This is a genomic window from Escherichia sp. E2661 (assembly GCF_004745185.1).
Taxonomy (GTDB): domain Bacteria; phylum Pseudomonadota; class Gammaproteobacteria; order Enterobacterales; family Enterobacteriaceae; genus Escherichia.
In genome coordinates this window covers 1-20592 of sequence record NZ_PDIG01000001.1, presented here as the reverse complement: position 1 = coordinate 20592, position 20592 = coordinate 1, and the positions used below count along the sequence as shown (strand labels likewise).

Annotated in this window: 16 protein-coding genes, 2 tRNA genes, 1 other RNA gene and 1 pseudogene; 13 read left to right on the top strand and 7 right to left on the bottom strand. The window is 48.3% G+C overall.

Features of this window, described 5'->3' with window-relative positions:
- The first annotated feature begins 183 nt into the window (after positions 1-183).
- Genes CRI63_RS00100 through CRI63_RS00070 form a run of 7 tightly spaced genes read left to right on the top strand, consistent with a single transcriptional unit; the run spans position 184 to position 7065 of the window.
- Positions 184-1191, top strand: a complete 1008-nt coding sequence (locus CRI63_RS00100; RefSeq protein ID WP_135518124.1) for a 3-oxoacyl-[acyl-carrier-protein] synthase III C-terminal domain-containing protein — start codon at positions 184-186, stop codon at positions 1189-1191.
- Complete coding sequence (locus CRI63_RS00095; protein ID WP_135518122.1) at positions 1188-2204, top strand: NAD(P)-dependent oxidoreductase; 1017 nt, start codon at positions 1188-1190, stop codon at positions 2202-2204. The genes CRI63_RS00100 and CRI63_RS00095 overlap by 4 nt, the downstream gene beginning before the upstream one ends.
- Positions 2182-2988 carry an MBL fold metallo-hydrolase gene (locus CRI63_RS00090; protein WP_135518120.1) on the top strand — a complete coding sequence of 269 codons (807 nt, stop codon included), beginning with the start codon at positions 2182-2184 and terminating at the stop codon, positions 2986-2988. The genes CRI63_RS00095 and CRI63_RS00090 overlap by 23 nt, the downstream gene beginning before the upstream one ends.
- Entirely contained in the window at positions 2985-4271 is a 1287-nt protein-coding gene (locus CRI63_RS00085) for a F390 synthetase-related protein (protein WP_135518118.1), read from the top strand. Before CRI63_RS00090 ends, CRI63_RS00085 begins: the two co-directional genes overlap by 4 nt.
- On the top strand, positions 4268-4870 hold the full coding sequence (locus CRI63_RS00080; protein WP_135518116.1) for a phosphatase PAP2 family protein: 603 nt from the start codon (positions 4268-4270) through the stop codon (positions 4868-4870). The genes CRI63_RS00085 and CRI63_RS00080 overlap by 4 nt, the downstream gene beginning before the upstream one ends.
- Positions 4863-5987: a sterol desaturase family protein gene (locus CRI63_RS00075; RefSeq protein WP_135518114.1), complete on the top strand. Its 1125-nt coding sequence runs from the start codon at positions 4863-4865 to the stop codon at positions 5985-5987. The genes CRI63_RS00080 and CRI63_RS00075 overlap by 8 nt, the downstream gene beginning before the upstream one ends.
- Positions 5974-7065, top strand: coding sequence for an acyl-CoA desaturase (locus CRI63_RS00070; protein WP_135518112.1), 1092 nt, complete (start codon positions 5974-5976; stop codon positions 7063-7065). The genes CRI63_RS00075 and CRI63_RS00070 overlap by 14 nt, the downstream gene beginning before the upstream one ends.
- Positions 7066-7081: 16 nt before the next feature.
- Here the strand turns inward: CRI63_RS00070 and CRI63_RS00065 are convergent.
- The 5 genes from CRI63_RS00065 to CRI63_RS00045 form a co-directional block, all read right to left on the bottom strand.
- Positions 7082-7213: non-coding RNA, RtT sRNA (locus CRI63_RS00065), on the bottom strand.
- Between the two features lie 46 nt (positions 7214-7259).
- Positions 7260-7344, bottom strand: a tRNA-Tyr gene (locus tag CRI63_RS00060).
- A gap of 33 nt (positions 7345-7377) precedes the next feature.
- Positions 7378-7462 (bottom strand) — tRNA-Tyr (locus CRI63_RS00055).
- Between the two features lie 159 nt (positions 7463-7621).
- Complete coding sequence (gene purU / locus CRI63_RS00050; RefSeq protein WP_130208904.1) at positions 7622-8464, bottom strand: formyltetrahydrofolate deformylase; 843 nt, start codon at positions 8462-8464, stop codon at positions 7622-7624.
- 49 nt (positions 8465-8513) lie between these two features.
- Positions 8514-8972, bottom strand: a complete 459-nt coding sequence (locus CRI63_RS00045) for a YchJ family protein (protein WP_130208902.1) — start codon at positions 8970-8972, stop codon at positions 8514-8516.
- A gap of 112 nt (positions 8973-9084) precedes the next feature.
- Here CRI63_RS00045 and rssA point away from each other — a divergent pair, with 112 nt between their 5' ends.
- The 3 genes from rssA to galU all read left to right on the top strand — a co-directional run bounded on the left by rssA (position 9085) and on the right by galU (position 12206).
- Entirely contained in the window at positions 9085-9996 is a 912-nt protein-coding gene (rssA, locus tag CRI63_RS00040) for a patatin-like phospholipase RssA (RefSeq protein ID WP_135518110.1), read from the top strand.
- 86 nt (positions 9997-10082) lie between these two features.
- On the top strand, positions 10083-11096 hold the full coding sequence (rssB, locus tag CRI63_RS00035) for a two-component system response regulator RssB (protein ID WP_130216020.1): 1014 nt from the start codon (positions 10083-10085) through the stop codon (positions 11094-11096).
- 201 nt (positions 11097-11297) lie between these two features.
- Complete coding sequence (galU, locus tag CRI63_RS00030; RefSeq protein WP_130208896.1) at positions 11298-12206, top strand: UTP--glucose-1-phosphate uridylyltransferase GalU; 909 nt, start codon at positions 11298-11300, stop codon at positions 12204-12206.
- Positions 12207-12349: 143 nt separating this feature from the next.
- Here galU and hns read toward each other — a convergent pair whose 3' ends face one another.
- Positions 12350-12763, bottom strand: a complete 414-nt coding sequence (gene hns, locus CRI63_RS00025) for a histone-like nucleoid-structuring protein H-NS (RefSeq protein WP_105289150.1) — start codon at positions 12761-12763, stop codon at positions 12350-12352.
- A gap of 601 nt (positions 12764-13364) precedes the next feature.
- On the opposite strand from hns, the gene tdk reads away from it, so the two are divergent.
- Positions 13365-13982, top strand: a complete 618-nt coding sequence (tdk, locus tag CRI63_RS00020) for a thymidine kinase (RefSeq protein WP_130208894.1) — start codon at positions 13365-13367, stop codon at positions 13980-13982.
- Positions 13983-14282: 300 nt separating this feature from the next.
- On the opposite strand, the pseudogene adhE reads toward tdk, so the two are convergent.
- Positions 14283-16975, bottom strand: a pseudogene (gene adhE / locus CRI63_RS00015) (bifunctional acetaldehyde-CoA/alcohol dehydrogenase).
- Between the two features lie 477 nt (positions 16976-17452).
- On the opposite strand from adhE, the gene ychE reads away from it, so the two are divergent.
- Together ychE and oppA are read left to right on the top strand one after the other, a co-directional pair.
- The gene (gene ychE / locus CRI63_RS00010; RefSeq protein ID WP_000616766.1) at positions 17453-18100 is read left to right on the top strand and encodes an NAAT family transporter YchE; all 648 of its coding nucleotides are present in this window, start codon (positions 17453-17455) and stop codon (positions 18098-18100) included.
- A 728-nt stretch (positions 18101-18828) separates the two neighbouring features.
- Positions 18829-20460, top strand: a complete 1632-nt coding sequence (gene oppA / locus CRI63_RS00005) for an oligopeptide ABC transporter substrate-binding protein OppA (RefSeq protein ID WP_130208890.1) — start codon at positions 18829-18831, stop codon at positions 20458-20460.
- The last annotated feature ends 132 nt before the right edge of the window (positions 20461-20592 follow it).

The window sequence follows — 20592 nt, the reverse complement described above, 5'->3', positions numbered from 1 at the left end:
ACTCATTGATATTACGTGATATATATGCCGGATAAGGCGTTCACGCCGCATCCGGCATAACGTAACGCACGTTGTCAGCCTGCTGAAATCATCAGTTACACATTGTCGATATTTCAGATTGTAGAGAAACGAACCTCATCGATATGATTGGCCCACCTATGGAGCAGTGAAGGAGCACTGACCGTGGATCAACCTAATCAATCGACGATCTCTGCGGCATTAAAAATAATCGCCACGGGGATCGCCTTACCGCCTGATAAAATTACCTCTCAACAACTGGATGTTCAGTTAAATAAACCTGCGGGCTACGTTGAGCGACATTCCGGTATTTGCTGGCGCTATTTTGCCAGCAACGACGCCAGCCAGGCCGAACTGGCGGCAGAAGCGTTGCATAATGCGTTAGCATCGGCTGCCTTAAAACCTTCTGATATTGATCTGTTAATTTGTGCGTCAGCCATTGCCGTACAGGCATTACCCTGTAGCGCAATTCATATTCTCAAGGCCGCAGCGATGCCTGCAGGCGTTGCCGGGTTTGATATCAACAGCAGTTGCGTGAGCTTTATTTCCGCTCTGGAAGTCGCTGCCGGATTACTTAACTGTGGAGCATACCGGCGCATTGCCATCGTTTCGGCAGATATTGCTTCACGCGGTATCGACTGGGATCATGAAGAGTCTTCATTAATTTTTGGTGATGGCGCGGCGTGCGCGATTGTTGAGCGGGGCGATGGTCGCAGCGGGATTATCGCCAGCCTGATCGAAATGTATCCCGAAGGTAACGAGCTGTGTGAAATTCGCGCTGGCGGCACGCGGTGTAATCCTCGTTCAGGCGTCAGTGATAGCGACTTCCTTTTTCATATGCAGGGGAAACCGCTGTTTCGTTTTGCCTCTTCACTTATTGAAGATTATTTTTCGCGCTTACTGCAAAAAAGCGGTCTGCAACTGGCTGATATCGGTACGGTCGTTCCGCATCAGGCCAGTCATCTTTCCCTTGAACATATGCGTAAACGGCTGCGAGTGCCGGAATCTGCGCTTATTGATGTCTACCGTTTCTACGGTAATCAGGTAGCTGCGTCTATACCCACGGCGCTGCATGAAGCGATGATTAGCGGTCGTTTTGCTGCGAATAAACCTGCAATGTTGATTGGCACGGCGGCGGGATTAACGCTGGCAGGCATGGTGCTTTTACCGTGAAAATTCTCGTGACGGGGGCGACCAGCGGCCTGGGGCGAAATGCTGTGCAATATTTGTTGCAATCGGGTGTTTCGGTTGTTGCAACAGGGCGAAATCGTGAGATTGGCAAAGTTCTCACAAGCGCAGGTGCACAGTTTGTGGCTCTCGATTTAACCGAGGCAACTGAGGATGACTGCGCCCGGTTGATGGAAGGCTGCGATGCCGTCTGGCACTGTGCGGCAAAGTCTTCGCCCTGGGGAGACAAAACGGCATTCTGGCTTGCCAATGTCAAAGCGACCCACAGCCTGGCACAGGCGGCAGGCAGGCTGAACATTCCCCGGTTTATCCATATCTCCACGCCTGCAGTTTACTTTGATTTTCAACATCACTACGACCTGCCAGAAAATTATCTTGCGCGAACATTTTCCAGCCATTATGCCAGCAGTAAATACGCTGCTGAACAGGCTATTGCTGGCGCTGTTTCTCGATATCCTGCCACGAGGTTTATCCTTTTGCGCCCCCGTGGACTTTTTGGTCCTCATGACCAGGTAATTGTTCCCCGTCTGATGCAGCAATTGCTACAGGGCGGCGGTTGCTTACGTTTGCCGCGCGGGGGCGACGCGTTATTGGATCTCACGTTCGTGCAAAACGTGGTGTATGCCATGCAACTGGCAACGCAGGTTGAAGGATTACGCTCTGGCAGTATTTACAACATTACCAATCATCAGCCGCAGAAATTATCTGTAATGCTTGACGCCTTACTGCGCCAGCAACTGGGCTTGAGTTACCGCATTGCAGCCGTTCCCTGGCCGCTGCTTTCTCTGGTCGCGCGCGGCCTGGAGCTGTACGGGAAATACGTTAATCAGGAACCTGTTATCACACGTTACAGCGCCGGAACACTCTGTTTTGATATGACGCTGAGTGCGCAAAAGGCCATTACAGAGCTGGGATATCACCCGCGCTTTTCGATGGAGCAAGGTATTGCAATCACGGGACAATGGCTGAGGGAACATGGCAAAAATAACCGTATTTGAAACGGGCTGGTGTACCCATATTGGCTGTATTGCGCTGAAAGGGGCGGGGCTGAAAGTGTGTAAGTTCCCCGCCCGCGCCTGGCTGCTGGAAGTGGGGGATAAACGCTGGCTGTGGGACACCGGCTATTCATCGTGGTTCGAACACTACACGCAATCCGGCGTATTTCGTCTTTATCGCCAGGTCACGCCGGTTTATTTCGATCCACAACAGGCGCTGGTGCGGCAACTTTCCGCACACGGACTGGCGGCAAAAGATGTTGATGCGATTATTCTGTCGCATTTTCACGCCGATCATATTGCTGGCCTGCGCGATTTCCCTGATGTCGCCTGTATCTGTTCTGGTGAAGGTTGGCAGCAGGTAAGAACGCTGCGTGGCATAGCCGCATTGCGTCAGGCCTTTGTGCCAGGGCTGATCCCGGAGAATTTTGACTCTTCACTGCGCTTTATTGAAAGTTTCGCATCGGTGAATATGCCTCCTGAACTGGCACCGTTTGAGAGTGGCTATTTGCTGCCAGAAAGCAATGGCGAAATTATCCTCGTGCCGCTTCCCGGACATGCTGGCGGACATATCGGTGCGTTTGTGCAAACAGACGATGGCTGGACTTTACTGGCTGGGGATGCGGCATGGGCACCAGCTAACTATCAGGAGCAGCGAGGGCCTTCACCACTGGCGCATCTGGTGATGTCTGACAGCCGCGCCTACTACCGTACGCTTGGGCAATTACATCAGCTTTGGCAAAACGGCGCAGTGGACATTCGTTTGTGCCACGAGGGGGATTTATGATCCCGCTGGCTTTACTCTGGCGCTACTTCCGTACCCGCAGGCTGCATTTCACCGATCGCCAGGCGCTGGAATACTGGCAGGCAAAAAGGCTGCATCAGTTCCGGCAAAATGTCTTATCTAAAAGCCCGTGGTTTCAGCGTTATCTGGCCTTGCCCTTTAACCAGTGGCCGTTGATGGACAAAGCGTTAATGATGACGCACTTCGATGAGATGAATACCGCTGGTTTAAAGCGCGACGAGCTTCTCGCCTGTGCAATGCGCAGTGAGCAGAGTCGTGATTTCAAACCCAGCGTGGGCAAGTTCAGCGTCGGGCTTTCATCAGGTACATCGGGGCGTCGTGGGCTTTTTGTTGTTAGCCCGCACGAGCAACAGATTTGGGCCGCCGGTGTGCTGGCAAAAGTGTTACCCGACGGTTTATTTGCCAGAGAGCGGGTGGCACTGTTTTTGCGCGCGGACAACAACCTCTATCAAAGCGTGAATAACCGCTGGTTAAGTCTCGACTTTTACGATCTGCTGGCGCCATTTCAGGCGCAACTCAAACAACTGGAACAGCGAGCGCCGACGATTATTGTCGCGCCAGCTCAGGTATTACGCGCACTGGCGCTGGCGGTGATTGCCGGAGAGCTAACGCTAAAGGTCAAAAAAGTGATCTCGGTAGCGGAAGTTCTGGAGTCGCAGGATCGGGAATTACAGCGAAGCGTGTTCAACAATGTGGGCGAGATTTATCAGGCGACAGAAGGCTTTCTCGCCTCTACCTGCCGGTGTGGCACGTTACATCTCAACGAAGAATTTGTTCACATTGAACCGCAATGGCTGGATGAGCACCGTTTCGTGCCGATCGTCACAGACTTTACCCGCACCACGCAGCCGGTGGTGCGTTATCGACTGGATGATGTGCTGGTGGCAAGTGAACAGCCATGCCCTTGTGGCAGTGCGGCAATGGCGATTGCGCGTATCGAAGGGCGGCAGGACGATCAACTGCAACTGCCGACAAGATCTGGCGATATGCAGACCGTTTTTGCCGATGCCTGTAGTCGGGTGCTGGCGATGACGCTGCCGTTAACCGCTGATTATCGCCTGCTACAAACCGGGGCAGCACAGCTAACGCTAATAGCAGATTGCGAACCGGGGATGCTGGAGCAGTGCCGGGAAGCGTTGAATGCTTTGTTTATGCGCCAGAATATCGCAGTGGAGCACTTGATATGGTTCCTTGAGTCGCAACCAGTGCCAGTTGCTTTTACAGCCAAGCGGCGGCGAATTGTGCGTGAGTGGGGGCGGGAATGAGCAATCTACTACTACGCCTGAAACAGATGCTGCTGGGCTGGGGAACCGTTGGGGTTATCTATAACTTTAGCGACTACCTGCAAGGTCAGGGATATCAATTAACGCCGTCAGTAATTGATAATCTGATTGCGTTTTCACCCTCTGCCGTGTGGCTGTATCTCTCGTTTTTTTTAATTGTGCCGTTAGGTTATTTATCCACACCACTTTGCCACCTGCGCTGGCTGGCCCGCGCAATGCAACTTTCGGCACTTGTAGCTGGCTTGTTTTATCTTCTCTGGCCCACAACTATGCAATATCCCCCGTTTGTGCAGTCGGGGATCTCAACGGGTGCATTAAACGGGCTGATCGCCATTGACTCAAGTCAGAACTGTTTTCCCTCTTTACATGCGGCGCTCACGCTGTTGGCGGTATGGGCGATTGCCAAAAAGGGGAACCGTTGGCTGACGCTGATGAGCGTAGTCTGGGCGATAGCGATCGCCTTTTCGATTCTGCAATTACGCAGACATTTATTTATCGATTTAGTAGGCGGCGCGTTGCTGGCGTCGATTTGCGGTTGGATATGCGCAATATGCGCGAAAAGGAAGACGCAATATGAGTGATTTACTGTTTCCCATCATATTGATGGTACTGTTGGTGTTAGCCGAAGCGGGCGTGTTGCAATTCACCGGGCGGCAAAAAGTGGAATGGCTGGACGTTATTTTTAATATCAACTCCGGTCATATGATGCTGTGGTTATTTCGCGGCCTGGAAGTGCTCTGCTATGGCCTGGTGGTCAATCACTTCAGCCTTGGGCTGTTTGATAATGCACCGGTGATCCTGCTTTGGTTGTTTACTTTGCTGGCGTGGGATTTCGGTTTTTATTGGTTGCATCGCTGGCATCACGAAATGCGCCCGCTGTGGGCGGTACATGTGGTGCATCATCAGGGTGAACACTACAACCTGTCATTAGGCGTGCGGAATTCGTGGTATTCCTCGTTAACCTCAATCCCGTTTTTAATGCTGCTGGCGCTGCTTGGTGTGCCGTTGCAGGTCTTTTTGGCGGTTTCTATTATTCACTATAGTTGGCAATTTTTTAACCATAACGCGCTAACGCCGAAACTGGGCTGGCTGGAAAAAGTGCTGATCACGCCTTCGCATCATCGCGTCCATCATCTGAATGAAAAGCAATATGCCGATACCAATTACGGCGGCACCTTTCTGTTGTGGGATAAAATTTTCGGTTCTTATAGCGCCGGGCCGGATCATGACGTGGCCTATGGCGTAAAAAATAGTCGCTTGTCCTGTAACCCGATGCGCGAGAGTAACCTGCCATTTTTACGCTTAATGGGCTTTCGCTCATTTGGCAAAGCAATTGAACGTCGCTACCAAAGTTCCGCGTGGGCAGTGGGGGCAGGGGTGATCCTGCTGTTTATGTTGGTGCTTGGCTACATTCAACAATATGGCTATGGCATCGAGTTTATTACCAGTGAGCAAGCCGTATTATTTGTTCTGCTGGTGGCAGGCTCCATTGCGCTGGGGGGCATGAGCGACGGGCAGCGTTGGGGAATGATTTTGTGGTGCTCTGTGACGTTGTCACTGCTCTATTTTATTCTTTATATGTGTTCATGGAGCACTCTGCTCTGGAAGGGATTAGCGGGCATTTTGCTGGCCCATTGCGTGTTATTCCTAATCGGTGTAGGACGTAAGTCGCTAAGGAAACGCTATGAACCTGTTTAATCCCGACAGGTTAATCACTTTTCCTGCCGATGATTCGCACCTGGTGAAACAGTTGCAGAATGGTACGAAATCGTACCTCGCAAAAGCAGGCGAGCATCGTTATGCCGACGGCTGGGCATTCACCAAAATGGTGGCACTGATTATTGCCTGTTTATCCTGCTATTCACTGGCGTTGTCTCAAAGCCAGTGGGGGCTGTATCTGTTGTGGTATCTGACGATGATGTTTTGCGCCATGCTGTTAGCGGTTAATGTGGTGCATGACGCGTCACATGATGCGTTTTTGCGCGGTAAAAAGGCCAATGCCTGGCTTAACCGGTGGGTTGCGTTCCCGATGGGGCTTGATCCGGACTGTTGGCGAGTACGCCACGTTCGCTTTCATCACGGCTTTACCAATATTGAATTTTACGATCCGGATACCGCAGAAAATGGCATTCTTCGCCAGACTCCGTGGCAACGGTGGCGACCTTTTATGCGCCAGCAACATCGCTACTGGCCGCTGGTCGCGGCGCTCACCTTTCCCTGGTATATCTGGGTGGTGGACTGGCTCGATCGCGCCGGGTATACGCCGGTAACACGGCATCTGGCCCTGAGGGGTTTTGCTGGCTGGGGGTATTTCTTAGCCGGGAAACTGGCGCATTGTGCGCTCTGTCTGATACTCCCGTGGCTTTTGTCTGATTTTAGTTTTATGACCATCCTGCTGACTTATCTGCTTAGCCAGCTGCTGGCGTCATTGATCTTTGTGATGTTGATTATCGGAACGCACTGGGCGAAGGGGCATACGCAGTTACCGCCAGAAGAGGGCAAAATGGCCGTGGGCCGGTTGGCGCATACCTTCGCCACTACCTTTGACTGGACGCCGCAACCTGCATGGCTTGGCTACTGGCTGGGCGGGATTAATTTGCATCTTACCCATCATCTTTTTCCTCACTGGCATCATCGCCATTATCCAGCGTTAAGCCGCATTATCGCGCAAATTGCCAGCCAGCAAGGTCTGGATTATCAGTTGTTGACGTTAGCGGATTTGCTGAGGCTACAGCAGCAGTTTTTACGGCGAATGGGGGAGAAGCCGTCAGAGTGAGAGTGGAATCAAGTGATGGAGGTGGAGGAAGGATTACTCAGCGCTACGCGCTTCGCCCTTCGGGTCGTTGCCTGCGGCAACGCTCTCTCGCTGACGCTCGAGTCGAACTTTAGTCGAAGCTTCTCATCCTTCCCCGCATGGGCAGAATATGAAACGATATCGATAAGTTTGAAATGAGTTTTATCAGGAAGTGATGGTGGTGGGGGAAGGATTCGAACCTTCGAAGTCGATGACGGCAGATTTACAGTCTGCTCCCTTTGGCCGCTCGGGAACCCCACCAGGGGTAATTCATATTGTAGGTAATGCTTGAGATGGTGGTGGGGGAAGGATTCGAACCTTCGAAGTCGATGACGGCAGATTTACAGTCTGCTCCCTTTGGCCGCTCGGGAACCCCACCAGGGGTAATGCTTTTTACTGGCCTGCTCCCTCACTGGGAAGCGGGGCGCATCATATCAAATGACACGCCGCTGTAAAGAGTTACGTTGAGAAAAATGAACTGGTTGCGTAATTTTCATCCGCAACGGATTAAAGCCAACCAGTTCTATTTTGCCAGCGATTAAAGAATAATCGTCCGGTTACCGTAAACAAATACACGCTGTGCCAAAACCTGGTAAAGCGCGCGGCTTAATACGTTTTTCTCAACATCACGACCTGCACGCATCATGTCTTCGGCAGTGTAGGTGTGATCCACATGAATGACATCCTGCATGATGATTGGACCTTCATCCAGATTGTCATTTACATAGTGTGCTGTTGCGCCAATAATCTTCACGCCGCGTTCATAAGCCTGATGATAGGGACGTGCGCCGATAAACGCTGGCAGGAATGAATGGTGAATGTTGATAATTTTGTTCGGGAAGCGCGCCACGAACTCCGGCGTCAGCACGCGCATATATTTCGCCAGCACCACATAATCAGGTTGATGCGCTTCAATGGCATCCGCCATCTTCTGATCGTGCTCGTTGCGGCTTAACCCTTCATGGCTCACCAATTCAAACGGAATATCAAAACGTTCCACCAGAGAACGTAAAGTCTCGTGGTTACCAATAACCGCAGCGATTTCAACATCCAGTCCACCGTAGTTGGCTTTCATCAGCAAATCGCCCAGGCAATGCGCTTCTTTGGTCACCAGAATGACTATGCGGCGGCGACCTGCGGGATTCAGTTCACGCACCGAACCTTCTGGCAAAGCGCTATCGAGATCCGCCAACAGGGTGGAATCATTAAAAATACCCTCCAGTTCCGTGCGCATAAAAAAGCGCCCGGTACGGTGGTCAACAAATTCATTGTTCTGCACGATATTTAACTCGTGCTTGTAGCAAATATTAGTAATACGCGCGATCAGACCTTTTTGATCCGGGCAAATAGTACGCAGAACTTTACGTTGGAGTGAATGCATTGCTGGAAAAACCTTGTTGAGAGTGTTTGCTAAACCGTACCGTCAACCTTTATTGGCCGCAGCACTTTTTAAATTTTTTACCTGAACCACAAGGGCAGGGATCGTTGCGACCAAACTGCGGACGTGTACCATCAATATAGTACCATTGACCGTTTTCTTTCAAAAATCGCGAACGCTCAATAATCGCCCCGGATTTACCCTTCTCAGTAAAACGAGCGACAAAACTGACATAACCTACGTCGTCACCTTCATGATATGAACGTTCAAATACGGTCAAACCTAACCATTCGGTATGTGCAAATCCGGCAATTAATTCAGCACGTAACACCGAGGCGCCACAGGATGGATGCCAGGTTTTAATTAAATAATCTGCGTCGTGCATCACAAAAGCGCAGTAACGCGAACGCATAAGACGTTCGGGATCTGGTGCAACCTTTTCACCAGACACATAAGGGTGGCAACATAGGCTATACTCGACAGCACTACCACAGGGACAAAGCTTAGACACAAATAATCTCCCTGGAAACAATAACGGCGTTTTAACCGCCGGAGTAGCACTATGTTAACCGAGCGGTAGCGATGTGGCTACGGCTGCATTCCAGGGGACGCTTTCAGGAACAATGAGAAAAGTAAAAATAGGGCTGGCGCTGGGATCCGGTGCTGCACGAGGATGGTCGCATATTGGCGTCATTAACGCGCTTAAAAAAATGGGCATTGAAATTGATATCGTCGCAGGATGTTCAATTGGTTCGCTGGTAGGCGCAGCCTATGCCTGTGGCCGATTATCTGCGCTGGAAGAGTGGGTTACCTCTTTTAGCTATTGGGATGTTTTACGACTGATGGACCTCTCCTGGCAGCGCGGTGGGCTGCTGCGCGGCGAGCGTGTGTTCAATCGGTATCGTGAAATAATGCCAGAAACAGAAATCGAGAATTGTTCACGCCGCTTTGCTGCAGTCGCCACCAATCTAAGCACAGGGCGCGAATTATGGTTTACCGAAGGTGATCTCCATCTCGCTATTCGTGCATCCTGCAGTATTCCGGGCTTGATGGCACCGGTCGCACATAACGGCTACTGGCTTGTTGATGGCGCAGTCGTTAATCCCATTCCTATCTCTCTGACTCGTGCGTTGGGCGCAGATATCGTAATTGCGGTTGATCTCCAGCACGACGCTCACTTAATGCAGCAAGATCTTCTTTCATTTAATGTCAGTGCTGAAAATGGCGAGAGTGAAGATGATCTACCCTGGCATGCGCGGCTGAAAGAGCGGCTAAGTAGTATTACTGCGCGTCGAGGCGTCACGGCACCGACAGCAACAGAGATTATGACTACCTCTATTCAGGTATTGGAAAACCGCCTTAAAAGAAACCGTATGGCAGGGGACCCGCCTGATATTCTGATTCAACCCGTTTGCCCACAGATATCCACGCTCGATTTTCATCGTGCGCAGGCTGCCATTTCGGCAGGACAATTGGCGGTTGAGAAGAAAATGGATGAGCTTTTACCGCTAGTTCGAACTAACGTTTTGACCTGATTTTTTATCTACACTTAAGTTAATTCTGACAGGCACTGATGGCAATAGCATGCCACTATTGAATAAAGCCAGTCAGGGGAGAGAACATGACGCAGCCATTGGTCGGAAAACAGATTCTCATAGTTGAAGATGAGGCGGTATTTCGCTCGCTTCTGGATTCGTGGTTTTCCTCATTGGGAGCGACAACGGTACTGGCGGCTGATGGGGTGGATGCCCTTGAGCTACTGGGCGGTTTCACACCCGATCTAATGATATGTGATATTGCAATGCCGAGAATGAACGGCCTGAAACTATTGGAACATATTCGCAACCGGGGTGACCAAACACCTGTCCTGGTGATTTCCGCTACGGAAAACATGGCAGATATCGCGAAAGCGTTACGTCTGGGCGTGGAAGATGTTTTGTTAAAACCAGTTAAAGATCTCAACCGTCTGCGCGAGATGGTTTTTGCGTGTCTCTATCCCAGCATGTTTAATTCGCGTGTAGAGGAAGAAGAAAGGCTTTTTCGCGACTGGGATGCGATGGTGGATAATCCCACCGCGGCTGCTAAATTATTGCAAGAATTACAACCTCCGGTTCAGCAGGTGATTTCCCATTGCCGGGTTAATTATCGCCAACTGGTGGCCGTTGATAAACCGGGGCTGGTGCTTGATATTGCAGCTCTTTCGGAAAACGATCTGGCTTTTTATTGTCTCGATGTAACTCGCGCCGGACATAATGGTGTCCTTGCCGCCTTGTTATTACGCGCGCTGTTTAATGGGTTATTACAGGAACAGATTGCCCACCAAAATCAGCGTTTGCCAGAGTTGGGTGCGTTATTGAAGCAGGTAAATCATTTACTGCGGCAGGCCAATCTGCCTGGTCAGTTCCCGCTATTAGTCGGCTATTATCATCGTGAATTAAAAAATCTCATTTTGGTTTCCGCTGGTCTGAATGCAACGTTAAATGCTGGTGAACACCAGATTCAAATCAGTAATGGCGTTCCGTTAGGAACATTAGGCAACGCCTATTTGAATCAATTGAGCCAGCGATGTGATGCCTGGCAATGTCAAATTTGGGGAACAGGTGGAAGACTGCGCTTGATGTTGTCTGCGGAATGAGCAAACGATTATATGGGATAAAATTGCATTACGCGCTGGTGTCGGCTGGTGGTACTATCGTCGCCATTCGTTTAAGTAATTGTCTTAATTATGTTAACTCGCCTCCTTTTCAGAACCAGGCCTCGTCAGGGTACTGATATACTGGGATGCGACACAGAAATATGAACACGTTCAATACACGAACAGTCCAGGAGAATTTAAATGGCTGCCATTAATACGAAAGTCAAAAAAGCCGTTATCCCCGTTGCGGGATTAGGAACCAGGATGTTGCCGGCGACGAAAGCTATCCCGAAAGAGATGCTGCCGCTTGTCGATAAGCCATTAATTCAATACGTCGTGAATGAATGTATTGCGGCTGGCATTACTGAAATTGTGCTGGTCACTCACTCATCTAAAAACTCTATTGAAAACCATTTCGATACCAGTTTTGAACTGGAAGCAATGCTGGAAAAACGTGTAAAACGCCAGTTGCTTGATGAAGTGCAGTCCATTTGTCCACCACACGTGACTATTATGCAAGTTCGTCAGGGACTGGCGAAAGGTTTGGGACACGCAGTATTGTGTGCCCATCCGGTAGTGGGTGATGAACCTGTGGCTGTTATTTTGCCTGACGTTATTCTGGATGAATATGAATCCGATTTATCGCAGGATAACCTTGCAGAGATGATTCGTCGCTTTGATGAAACTGGCCACAGCCAGATAATGGTGGAGCCTGTTGCTGATGTGACGGCATATGGTGTTGTGGATTGCAAAGGTGTGGATTTAGCACCTGGCGAAAGTGTACCGATGGTCGGTGTGGTAGAAAAACCGAAAGCAGATGTAGCGCCGTCTAATCTTGCTATTGTCGGCCGTTATGTTCTCAGTGCTGATATTTGGCCGCTGCTGGCAAAAACCCCTCCGGGAGCAGGTGATGAAATTCAGCTCACCGACGCGATTGATATGCTGATCGAAAAAGAAACGGTTGAAGCCTATCATATGAAAGGGAAGAGCCATGACTGCGGTAATAAATTAGGTTACATGCAGGCCTTCGTTGAATACGGTATTCGCCACAACACTCTGGGTACTGAATTTAAAGCCTGGCTTGAAGAAGAGATAGGCATTAAGAAGTAACATCTATCACGATGTTTTCTACGAAACGGCATTGAGTGATCAATGCCGTTTTTTTATAGCGTATTCTTATCAGAGAGTCTTAAAACGGACAATAAAAAATCCCGCCAATGGCGGGATTTTAAGCAAACAGAATCAAGAAAAGATTATTGCTTGATCAGGAAATCGTCGAGGGATTTACCTTGCTCATCCATTGCTTTTTTGATTACAGCTGGAGTACGGCCCTGGCCAGTCCAGGTTTTGGTTTCGCCGTTTTCGTCAACGTAGCTATATTTAGCCGGACGCTGTGCGCGTTTAGCTTTGGTGCCAGATTTAACAGCAGCAATGCTATTCAGCAGTTCGTTCGGGTCAATACCGTCAGCGATCAGCATTTCACGATATTGCTGCAGTTTACGAGTACGTTCTTCAACTTCAGCAGCAGCTGCGCTTTCTTCTTCGCGACGTTCGTTAACAACAACTTCTAATTTTTCCAGCATTTCTTCCAGCGTTTCAAGTGTACATTCTCTTGCCTGCGCACGAAGAGTACGGATGTTGTTCAGAATTTTAAGTGCTTCGCTCATTGTAGTAATCTCAAACTTATATTGGGGTGGTTTGTTGAGGTAATAATAGAGCCTTAAATTCAGTTGTGCAATAGCCAGGAATGTAAGGAATTCAAAAATGTTCTTTATTTCGTACCGACAATAAATATCTTTTCATAAAATTAGCCAGAAATGACGTGGCATATAGCCCTATTTACATCGATGCTTTCGCATCACTTAAGGTTAAAACTTCCTGATTCATGTCACATTTTATGTGGAGATTAACATGCGCTGGAGCCTTTTCACTCTTGGGTATTAGCCCTGTTTATGAAAATCCCCTATTAAGCGAATGATGAAAAGTAGAACAGTCGCAATAAGTGCAAGGACTTCGTATTGCTCTTTCCTGGAGGTCAACAGGGGTTATTACGTGCGCAACAGGTTAAAGATTGTGAATAGTTACCAAGAGTCATTTACGCGTTTATAACAAGCAAGGCCGTGGTAAAGATAGCTCTGAAGGATTATGCCAGCCATTCGTAATGGATGATGAATATACTACTTCTGTGCGCACTGTTACGCTGTAAAACTGACGAATTATGATAAACTCCTGCCAACTTTATTTCATATCATTGAGGGCCTGTGGCTGATGGCGCAGCTATATTTCTACTATTCCGCAATGAATGCGGGTAAGTCTACGGCATTGTTGCAATCTTCATACAATTACCAGGAACGCGGTATGCGCACTGTCGTATATACGGCGGAAATTGATGATCGTTTCGGGGCAGGGAAAGTCAGCTCGCGTATAGGTTTGTCATCACCTGCAAAATTATTTAACCAAAATTCATCATTATTTGATGAGATTCGTGCGGAACACGAACAGCAGACAATTCATTGCGTACTTGTTGATGAATGCCAGTTTTTAACCAGACAACAAGTATATGAATTATCGGAGGTTGTCGATCAACTCGATATACCCGTACTTTGTTATGGTTTGCGTACCGATTTTCGCGGTGAATTGTTTGTTGGTAGCCAATACTTACTGGCATGGTCAGACAAACTGGTCGAATTAAAAACTATTTGTTTTTGTGGCCGCAAAGCAAGCATGGTGCTACGTCTTGATCTGGCGGGTAGACCTTATAACGAAGGTGAGCAGGTGGTTATTGGTGGTAATGAGCGTTACGTCTCGGTTTGCCGTAAACACTATAAAGAAGCGTTAGAGATTGGCTCTTTGACGGCGATTCAGGACAATCATCGGCACGACTAATAAATTTTTCTTTACTGACAGGGTGAATAGGGCGCTTTTATCCTGTCAGTCCGTTTACTAACTTCTTCCGAGTCATCATCCTTTCTCTATTCTTAATCATCACTCAACGTACCACAGAACGATTTTAGTGCGTCGATGCCTCATTACCTACGAGGTAGAGTTATTTGTCGACAATCTCGCTTTGTGCTCGTTTTCCGACAATGCAAACATGATGAATTAATACAGCTGGATTATTTGAGTTTACATAGCCGTTCTTTGTCTGAAACAAAAAAACGGCCCCGAATGGGACCGTTTATGATGTTATACAGAGCTACCGATTAAGCGGATTTTTTCGCTTTTTTTCTCTGCTTTAGCCGGAGCTGCTTCTTTAGCAACGGTTGCGCCTTCTACGTAATCACGACCGTAGTAGGTGTCCAGCAGGATCTGTTTCAGCTCGGAGATCAGCGGATAACGCGGGTTAGCGCCGGTGCACTGGTCATCGAATGCATCTTCAGACAGTTTATCAACGTTTGCCAGGAAGTCTGCTTCCTGAACGCCAGCTTCACGGATAGATTTCGGAATACCCAGTTCAGCTTTCAGCGTTTCCAGCCATGCCAGCAGTTTCTCGATCTTAGCAGCAGTACGGTCGCCCGGAGCGCTCAGACCCAGATGGTCTGCAATTTCAGCATAACGACGACGTGCTTGCGGACGGTCGTACTGGCTGAATGCAGTCTGCTTGGTCGGGTTGTCATTCGCGTTGTAGCGGATAACGTTACAAATCAGCAGGGCGTTTGCCAGACCATGCGGAATGTGGAACTGAGAGCCCAGTTTATGTGCCATTGAGTGACATACACCCAGGAAGGCGTTAGCAAACGCGATACCTGCGATAGTTGCCGCACTGTGAACACGTTCACGCGCTACCGGGTTTTTAGACCCTTCGTGGTAGGACGCTGGCAGATATTCTTTCAGCAGTTTCAGCGCCTGCAGAGCCTGTCCATCAGAGAACTCAGAAGCCAGTACAGAAACATATGCTTCCATGGCGTGAGTTACTGCATCCAGACCACCGAAAGCACACAGGGACTTAGGCATATCCATAACCAGGTTGGCGTCAACAATCGCCATATCCGGGGTCAGAGCATAGTCTGCCAGCGGATATTTTTGGCCAGTTGCGTCATCGGTTACAACCGCGAACGGTGTAACTTCAGAACCGGTACCGGAAGTTGTGGTGACTGCGATCATTTTCGCTTTCACGCCCATTTTCGGGAACTTGTAGATACGTTTACGGATGTCCATAAAGCGCAGCGCCAGTTCTTCGAAATGAGTTTCTGGGTGTTCGTACATAACCCACATGATCTTCGCGGCATCCATCGGGGAACCACCACCCAGCGCGATAATCACGTCTGGTTTGAAGGAGTTCGCCAGTTCTGCACCTTTACGAACAATGCTCAGAGTCGGGTCAGCTTCAACTTCGAAGAACACTTCAGTTTCTACGCCAGCTGCTTTCAGTACAGAAGTGATCTGGTCAGCATAGCCGTTGTTGAACAGGAAGCGGTCAGTCACGATGAGCGCACGTTTGTGGCCATCAGTAATCACTTCATCCAGCGCGATTGGCAGAGAGCCACGGCGGAAGTAGATAGATTTCGGAAGTTTGTGCCACAACATGTTTTCAGCTCGCTTAGCAACGGTTTTCTTGTTGATCAGGTGTTTCGGACCAACGTTTTCAGAGATGGAGTTACCACCCCAGGAACCACAACCCAGAGTCAGGGAAGGCGCGAGTTTGAAGTTGTACAGGTCACCGATACCGCCCTGAGAAGCCGGGGTATTGATCAGGATACGGGCAGTTTTCATTTTCTGACCGAAGTAAGAAACGCGTGCCGGCTGGTTATCCTGGTCGGTGTACAGGCAAGATGTGTGACCGATACCGCCCATAGCAACCAGTTTCTCTGCTTTCTCTACCGCGTCTTCAAAATCTTTCGCACGGTACATTGCCAGAGTCGGGGACAGTTTTTCATGAGCGAATGGTTCGCTTTCATCAACAACAGTCACTTCACCGATCAGAATCTTAGTGTTTTCTGGTACAGAGAAGCCTGCCAGTTCAGCAATTTTATAAGCTGGCTGACCAACGATAGCTGCGTTCAGCGCGCCATTTTTCAGGATAACGTCCTGAACAGCTTTCAGCTCTTTGCCCTGCAGCATGTAGCCGCCGTGGGTGGCAAAACGCTCACGTACAGCATCATAAACAGAATCAACAACAACAACAGACTGTTCAGAAGCACAGATTACGCCGTTGTCGAAGGTTTTGGACATCAGCACGGATGCAACTGCACGTTTGATATCAGCAGTTTCATCAATAACAACTGGGGTGTTGCCTGCGCCTACGCCGATCGCCGGTTTACCGGAGCTGTATGCAGCTTTAACCATGCCTGGACCACCGGTCGCAAGGATCAGGTTAATGTCAGGGTGGTGCATCAGTGCGTTGGAGAGTTCAACAGACGGTTGATCGATCCAGCCAATCAGATCTTTTGGTGCACCAGCAGCAATAGCAGCCTGCAGAACGATATCAGCAGCTTTGTTGGTTGCATCTTTAGCACGCGGGTGTGGTGAGAAAATGATGGCGTTACGGGTCTTCAGGCTAATCAGAGATTTGAAGATAGCGGTTGAAGTCGGGTTAGTTGTTGGAACGATACCGCAGATAATACCGATTGGTTCAGCGATAGTGATGGTACCGAAAGTGTCGTCTTCAGACAGAACACCGCAGGTCTTTTTCATCTTTGTAGGCGTTATAGATATATTCAGAAGCAAAGTGGTTTTTGATCACTTTATCTTCAACGATACCCATGCCGGATTCGGCAACGGCCATTTTTGCGAGTGGGATTCGAGCATCTGCGGCAGCCAGAGCGGCGGCGCGGAAGATTTTGTCTACTTGCTCTTGAGTGAAACTGGCATATTCACGCTGGGCTTTTTTTTACACGCTCTACGAGTGCGTTAAGTTCAGCGACATTAGTAACAGCCATAATGCTCTCCTGATAATGTTAAACTTTTTTAGTAAATCATCTGCTCGAATACGAGAGTATAGTCAGTGCGATGATGATTTGCTTAACCTTTGAAAATCAAAATCTTACTCGTGCTCACACTCACTGTGATTTACTAAAAGAGTTTAAACATTAGAGTCATTAATCTCTAATGCGTCACTTCCAGGTGGCGTAAGCAAGATTACTCACTTCTGGGTACCGATTAAGTGATCCAGATCAAGATTTCGCGAAGCTGACACCTTTCAGCTCCGCTTTTAGCCATAATAGCTAATAGTTAATAAATTGTAGTATTAATTGTTGGCTACCTTAGCATGTTTTGTACGACTAGATAACAATAATGAATGATAGTAATTTTAGATAGTTAGGAGGTGAAAAATGCTGACAAAAGGCGTATTGTCAGCACGTATTTTTACCCTTGTTTAAAGATAACATTATCCGGCTTTTGCTTCGGAGCTAACCGTGATTCAGACACTTTTTGATTTTCCCGTTTATTTTAAGTTTTTCATCGGGTTATTTGCGCTGGTTAACCCGGTAGGGATCATCCCCGTGTTCATCAGTATGACCAGCTATCAGACTGCGGCAGCGAGAAACAAAACAAATCTGACCGCCAACTTGTCTGTAGCCATTATTTTGTGGATCGCACTGTTTCTCGGCGACACGATTCTGCAACTTTTTGGAATATCTATTGATTCGTTCCGCATCGCGGGCGGCATACTGGTCGTGACAATTGCAATGTCGATGATCAGCGGTAAGCTTGGCGAGGATAAACAGAACAAACAAGAAAAATCAGAAACCGCAATTCGTGAAAGCATTGGCGTTGTACCGCTCGCATTACCTCTGATGGCAGGACCAGGGGCAATCAGTTCAACCATCGTATGGGGAACGCGTTATCACAGCATTGGTTATCTGTTCGGTTTTTTTGTAGCAATCGCGTTGTTCGCTTTATGTTGCTGGGGGTTATTCCGCATGGCACCCTGGCTGGTGAGGGTTCTGCGTCAGACTGGCATCAACGTCATTACCCGTATTATGGGGCTCTTGCTAATGGCATTAGGGATTGAATTTATCGTCAACGGTATCAAAGGGATTTTCCCGGGTCTGCTCAATTAATTCCTTTCATATGAAACGGAGTCATGATGCTCCGTTTCTTTCATCATTATTTTTACCGCAAGCCAACGTAGTTAACAAAAGAAATAGATAATTTTATCCCCAATTTACAGATAGTTATAAGACTATCCTTATCTGGCGATCCACAACATCATGTTATTTTCATCACATCATAATCCTGGGCCTTGCTGAAGAATAATTGAAATGATATTAGTAATTCTACTGGCTTTGGCAGAGAAAAGTGCTAAATAGCATTCATTTGTTAAATTATTGTGCGTATTTTCTATCTGGACTATAACCGGAAAAGGCAGTATTGCTTTCTTTAGTTATATCCCTTTGTTTTTAAATTATTTTATTGATTGGATAACGAGGGGTATACGTACTGGTATGGTTAGTAAAAGAGAATTGCGTAACAATTTTGCAAAATGTATTGGCGGGCAAGAAGGGCATTTGATACTTTTCGGCCAACCGTTTGGCGATTTTTATTGGCAATGAGAATGATTTGCGATTAAAAGACGCTGCAAAAAATAATGTGTCTCGACAGGGGAGACACAGTAAGAATCGACATAAGGTGGTCATCTGAATCACCAGAATAAATAAAGTCGGTGATAGCAATTAGTAACGATAAAGCAACCTGGCAGCAAAAAGTCTCCGAGCTGTACAGGTATCCTAATCCGGGATTACACATGCTGGTAAAAACCAGTAATTATAATGAGGGAGTCCAAAACACAATGACCAACATCACCAAGAGAAGTTTAGTGGCAGCAGGCGTTCTGGCTGCGCTTATGGCAGGGAATATCGCACTGGCAGCTGATGTACCCGCAGGAGTCACACTAGCGGAAAAACAAACGCTGGTACGCAACAATGGTTCTGAAGTTCAGTCATTAGATCCGCACAAAATTGAAGGGGTTCCTGAGTCTAATATCAGCCGTGACCTGTTTGAAGGTTTGCTGGTTAGCGATCTTGATGGTCATCCGGCCCCTGGCGTGGCTGAATCCTGGGATAACAAAGACGCTAAAGTCTGGACGTTCCACCTGCGTAAAGATGCGAAATGGTCTGACGGCACGCCAGTCACGGCACAAGACTTTGTGTATAGCTGGCAACGTTCTGTTGATCCGAACACCGCTTCTCCCTACGCAAGCTACTTACAATACGGACATATTGCGGGTATTGATGAAATACTGGAAGGGAAGAAACCAATTACCGATCTCGGTGTTAAAGCCCTCGATGACCACACATTAGAAGTCACCTTAAGTGAACCTGTTCCGTACTTCTATAAGTTACTGGTTCACCCATCTACTTCCCCGGTGCCAAAAGCCGCTATTGAGAAATTTGGTGAAAAATGGACCCAGCCAGGCAATATCGTTACTAACGGCGCCTATACATTAAAAGATTGGGTTGTTAACGAACGTATCGTTCTTGAGCGCAGCCCGACCTACTGGAATAACGCTAAAACGGTAATTAACCAGGTGACCTATTTACCGATCGCTTCTGAAGTCACCGATGTTAACCGTTATCGTAGCGGCGAAATCGATATGACTTATAACAACATGCCGATCGAACTGTTCCAGAAACTGAAAAAAGAAATCCCGAACGAAGTTCACGTTGATCCATACCTGTGCACTTACTATTACGAGATTAACAACCAGAAACCGCCATTCAATGATGTGCGTGTGCGTACCGCACTGAAACTGGGTATGGATCGCGATATCATTGTTAATAAAGTCAAAGCGCAGGGCGATATGCCGGCCTATGGTTACACGCCACCATATACCGATGGCGCAAAACTGACGCAACCAGAATGGTTTGGCTGGAGCCAGGAAAAACGTAACGAAGAAGCGAAAAAACTGCTGGCAGAAGCGGGCTATACCGCAGACAAACCGCTAACGATTAATCTGTTATATAACACGTCCGATCTGCATAAAAAGCTGGCGATTGCCGCCTCTTCACTGTGGAAGAAAAATATCGGCGTGGACGTTAAACTGGTTAACCAGGAATGGAAAACATTCCTCGATACCCGCCACCAGGGTACTTTCGATGTGGCCCGTGCAGGCTGGTGTGCAGACTATAATGAACCAACTTCCTTCCTGAACACCATGCTGTCGAACAGTTCGATGAACACCGCGCATTATAAGAGCCCGGCCTTTGACAGCATTATGGCGGAAACCCTGAAAGCTACAGACGAGGCGCAGCGCACGGCGCTGTACACGAAAGCAGAGCAACAGTTGGATAAAGATTCGGCCATTGTTCCGGTTTATTACTACGTGAACGCGCGTCTGGTAAAACCGTGGGTTGGGGGTTATACCGGTAAAGATCCGTTGGATAATACCTACACCCGAAATATGTACATTGTGAAGCACTAATGGCAATGCGTGGGGCAGGTGTATCCTGCTCCACGGTGTCTGCTTTTTATCGCATTACAGAAGGCACAGGCCAGAAGGTACGGCAATGTTAAAATTTATTCTACGTCGCTGTCTGGAAGCGATTCCGACGCT

Excerpts from the sequence above, each read along its gene's own strand:
- CRI63_RS00090 (WP_135518120.1), top strand. The coding sequence starts at position 2,182 with ATGGCAAAAATAACCGTATTTGAAACGGGCTGGTGTACCCATATTGGC.
- CRI63_RS00085 (WP_135518118.1), top strand. The coding sequence starts at position 2,985 with ATGATCCCGCTGGCTTTACTCTGGCGCTACTTCCGTACCCGCAGGCTG.
- CRI63_RS00080 (WP_135518116.1), top strand. The coding sequence starts at position 4,268 with ATGAGCAATCTACTACTACGCCTGAAACAGATGCTGCTGGGCTGGGGA.
- CRI63_RS00075 (WP_135518114.1), top strand. The coding sequence starts at position 4,863 with ATGAGTGATTTACTGTTTCCCATCATATTGATGGTACTGTTGGTGTTA.
- CRI63_RS00070 (WP_135518112.1), top strand. The coding sequence starts at position 5,974 with ATGAACCTGTTTAATCCCGACAGGTTAATCACTTTTCCTGCCGATGAT.
- purU (WP_130208904.1), bottom strand. The coding sequence starts at position 8,464 with ATGCATTCACTCCAACGTAAAGTTCTGCGTACTATTTGCCCGGATCAA.
- rssA (WP_135518110.1), top strand. The coding sequence starts at position 9,085 with ATGAGAAAAGTAAAAATAGGGCTGGCGCTGGGATCCGGTGCTGCACGA.
- rssB (WP_130216020.1), top strand. The coding sequence starts at position 10,083 with ATGACGCAGCCATTGGTCGGAAAACAGATTCTCATAGTTGAAGATGAG.
- galU (WP_130208896.1), top strand. The coding sequence starts at position 11,298 with ATGGCTGCCATTAATACGAAAGTCAAAAAAGCCGTTATCCCCGTTGCG.
- hns (WP_105289150.1), bottom strand. The coding sequence starts at position 12,763 with ATGAGCGAAGCACTTAAAATTCTGAACAACATCCGTACTCTTCGTGCG.
- tdk (WP_130208894.1), top strand. The coding sequence starts at position 13,365 with ATGGCGCAGCTATATTTCTACTATTCCGCAATGAATGCGGGTAAGTCT.
- oppA (WP_130208890.1), top strand. The coding sequence starts at position 18,829 with ATGACCAACATCACCAAGAGAAGTTTAGTGGCAGCAGGCGTTCTGGCT.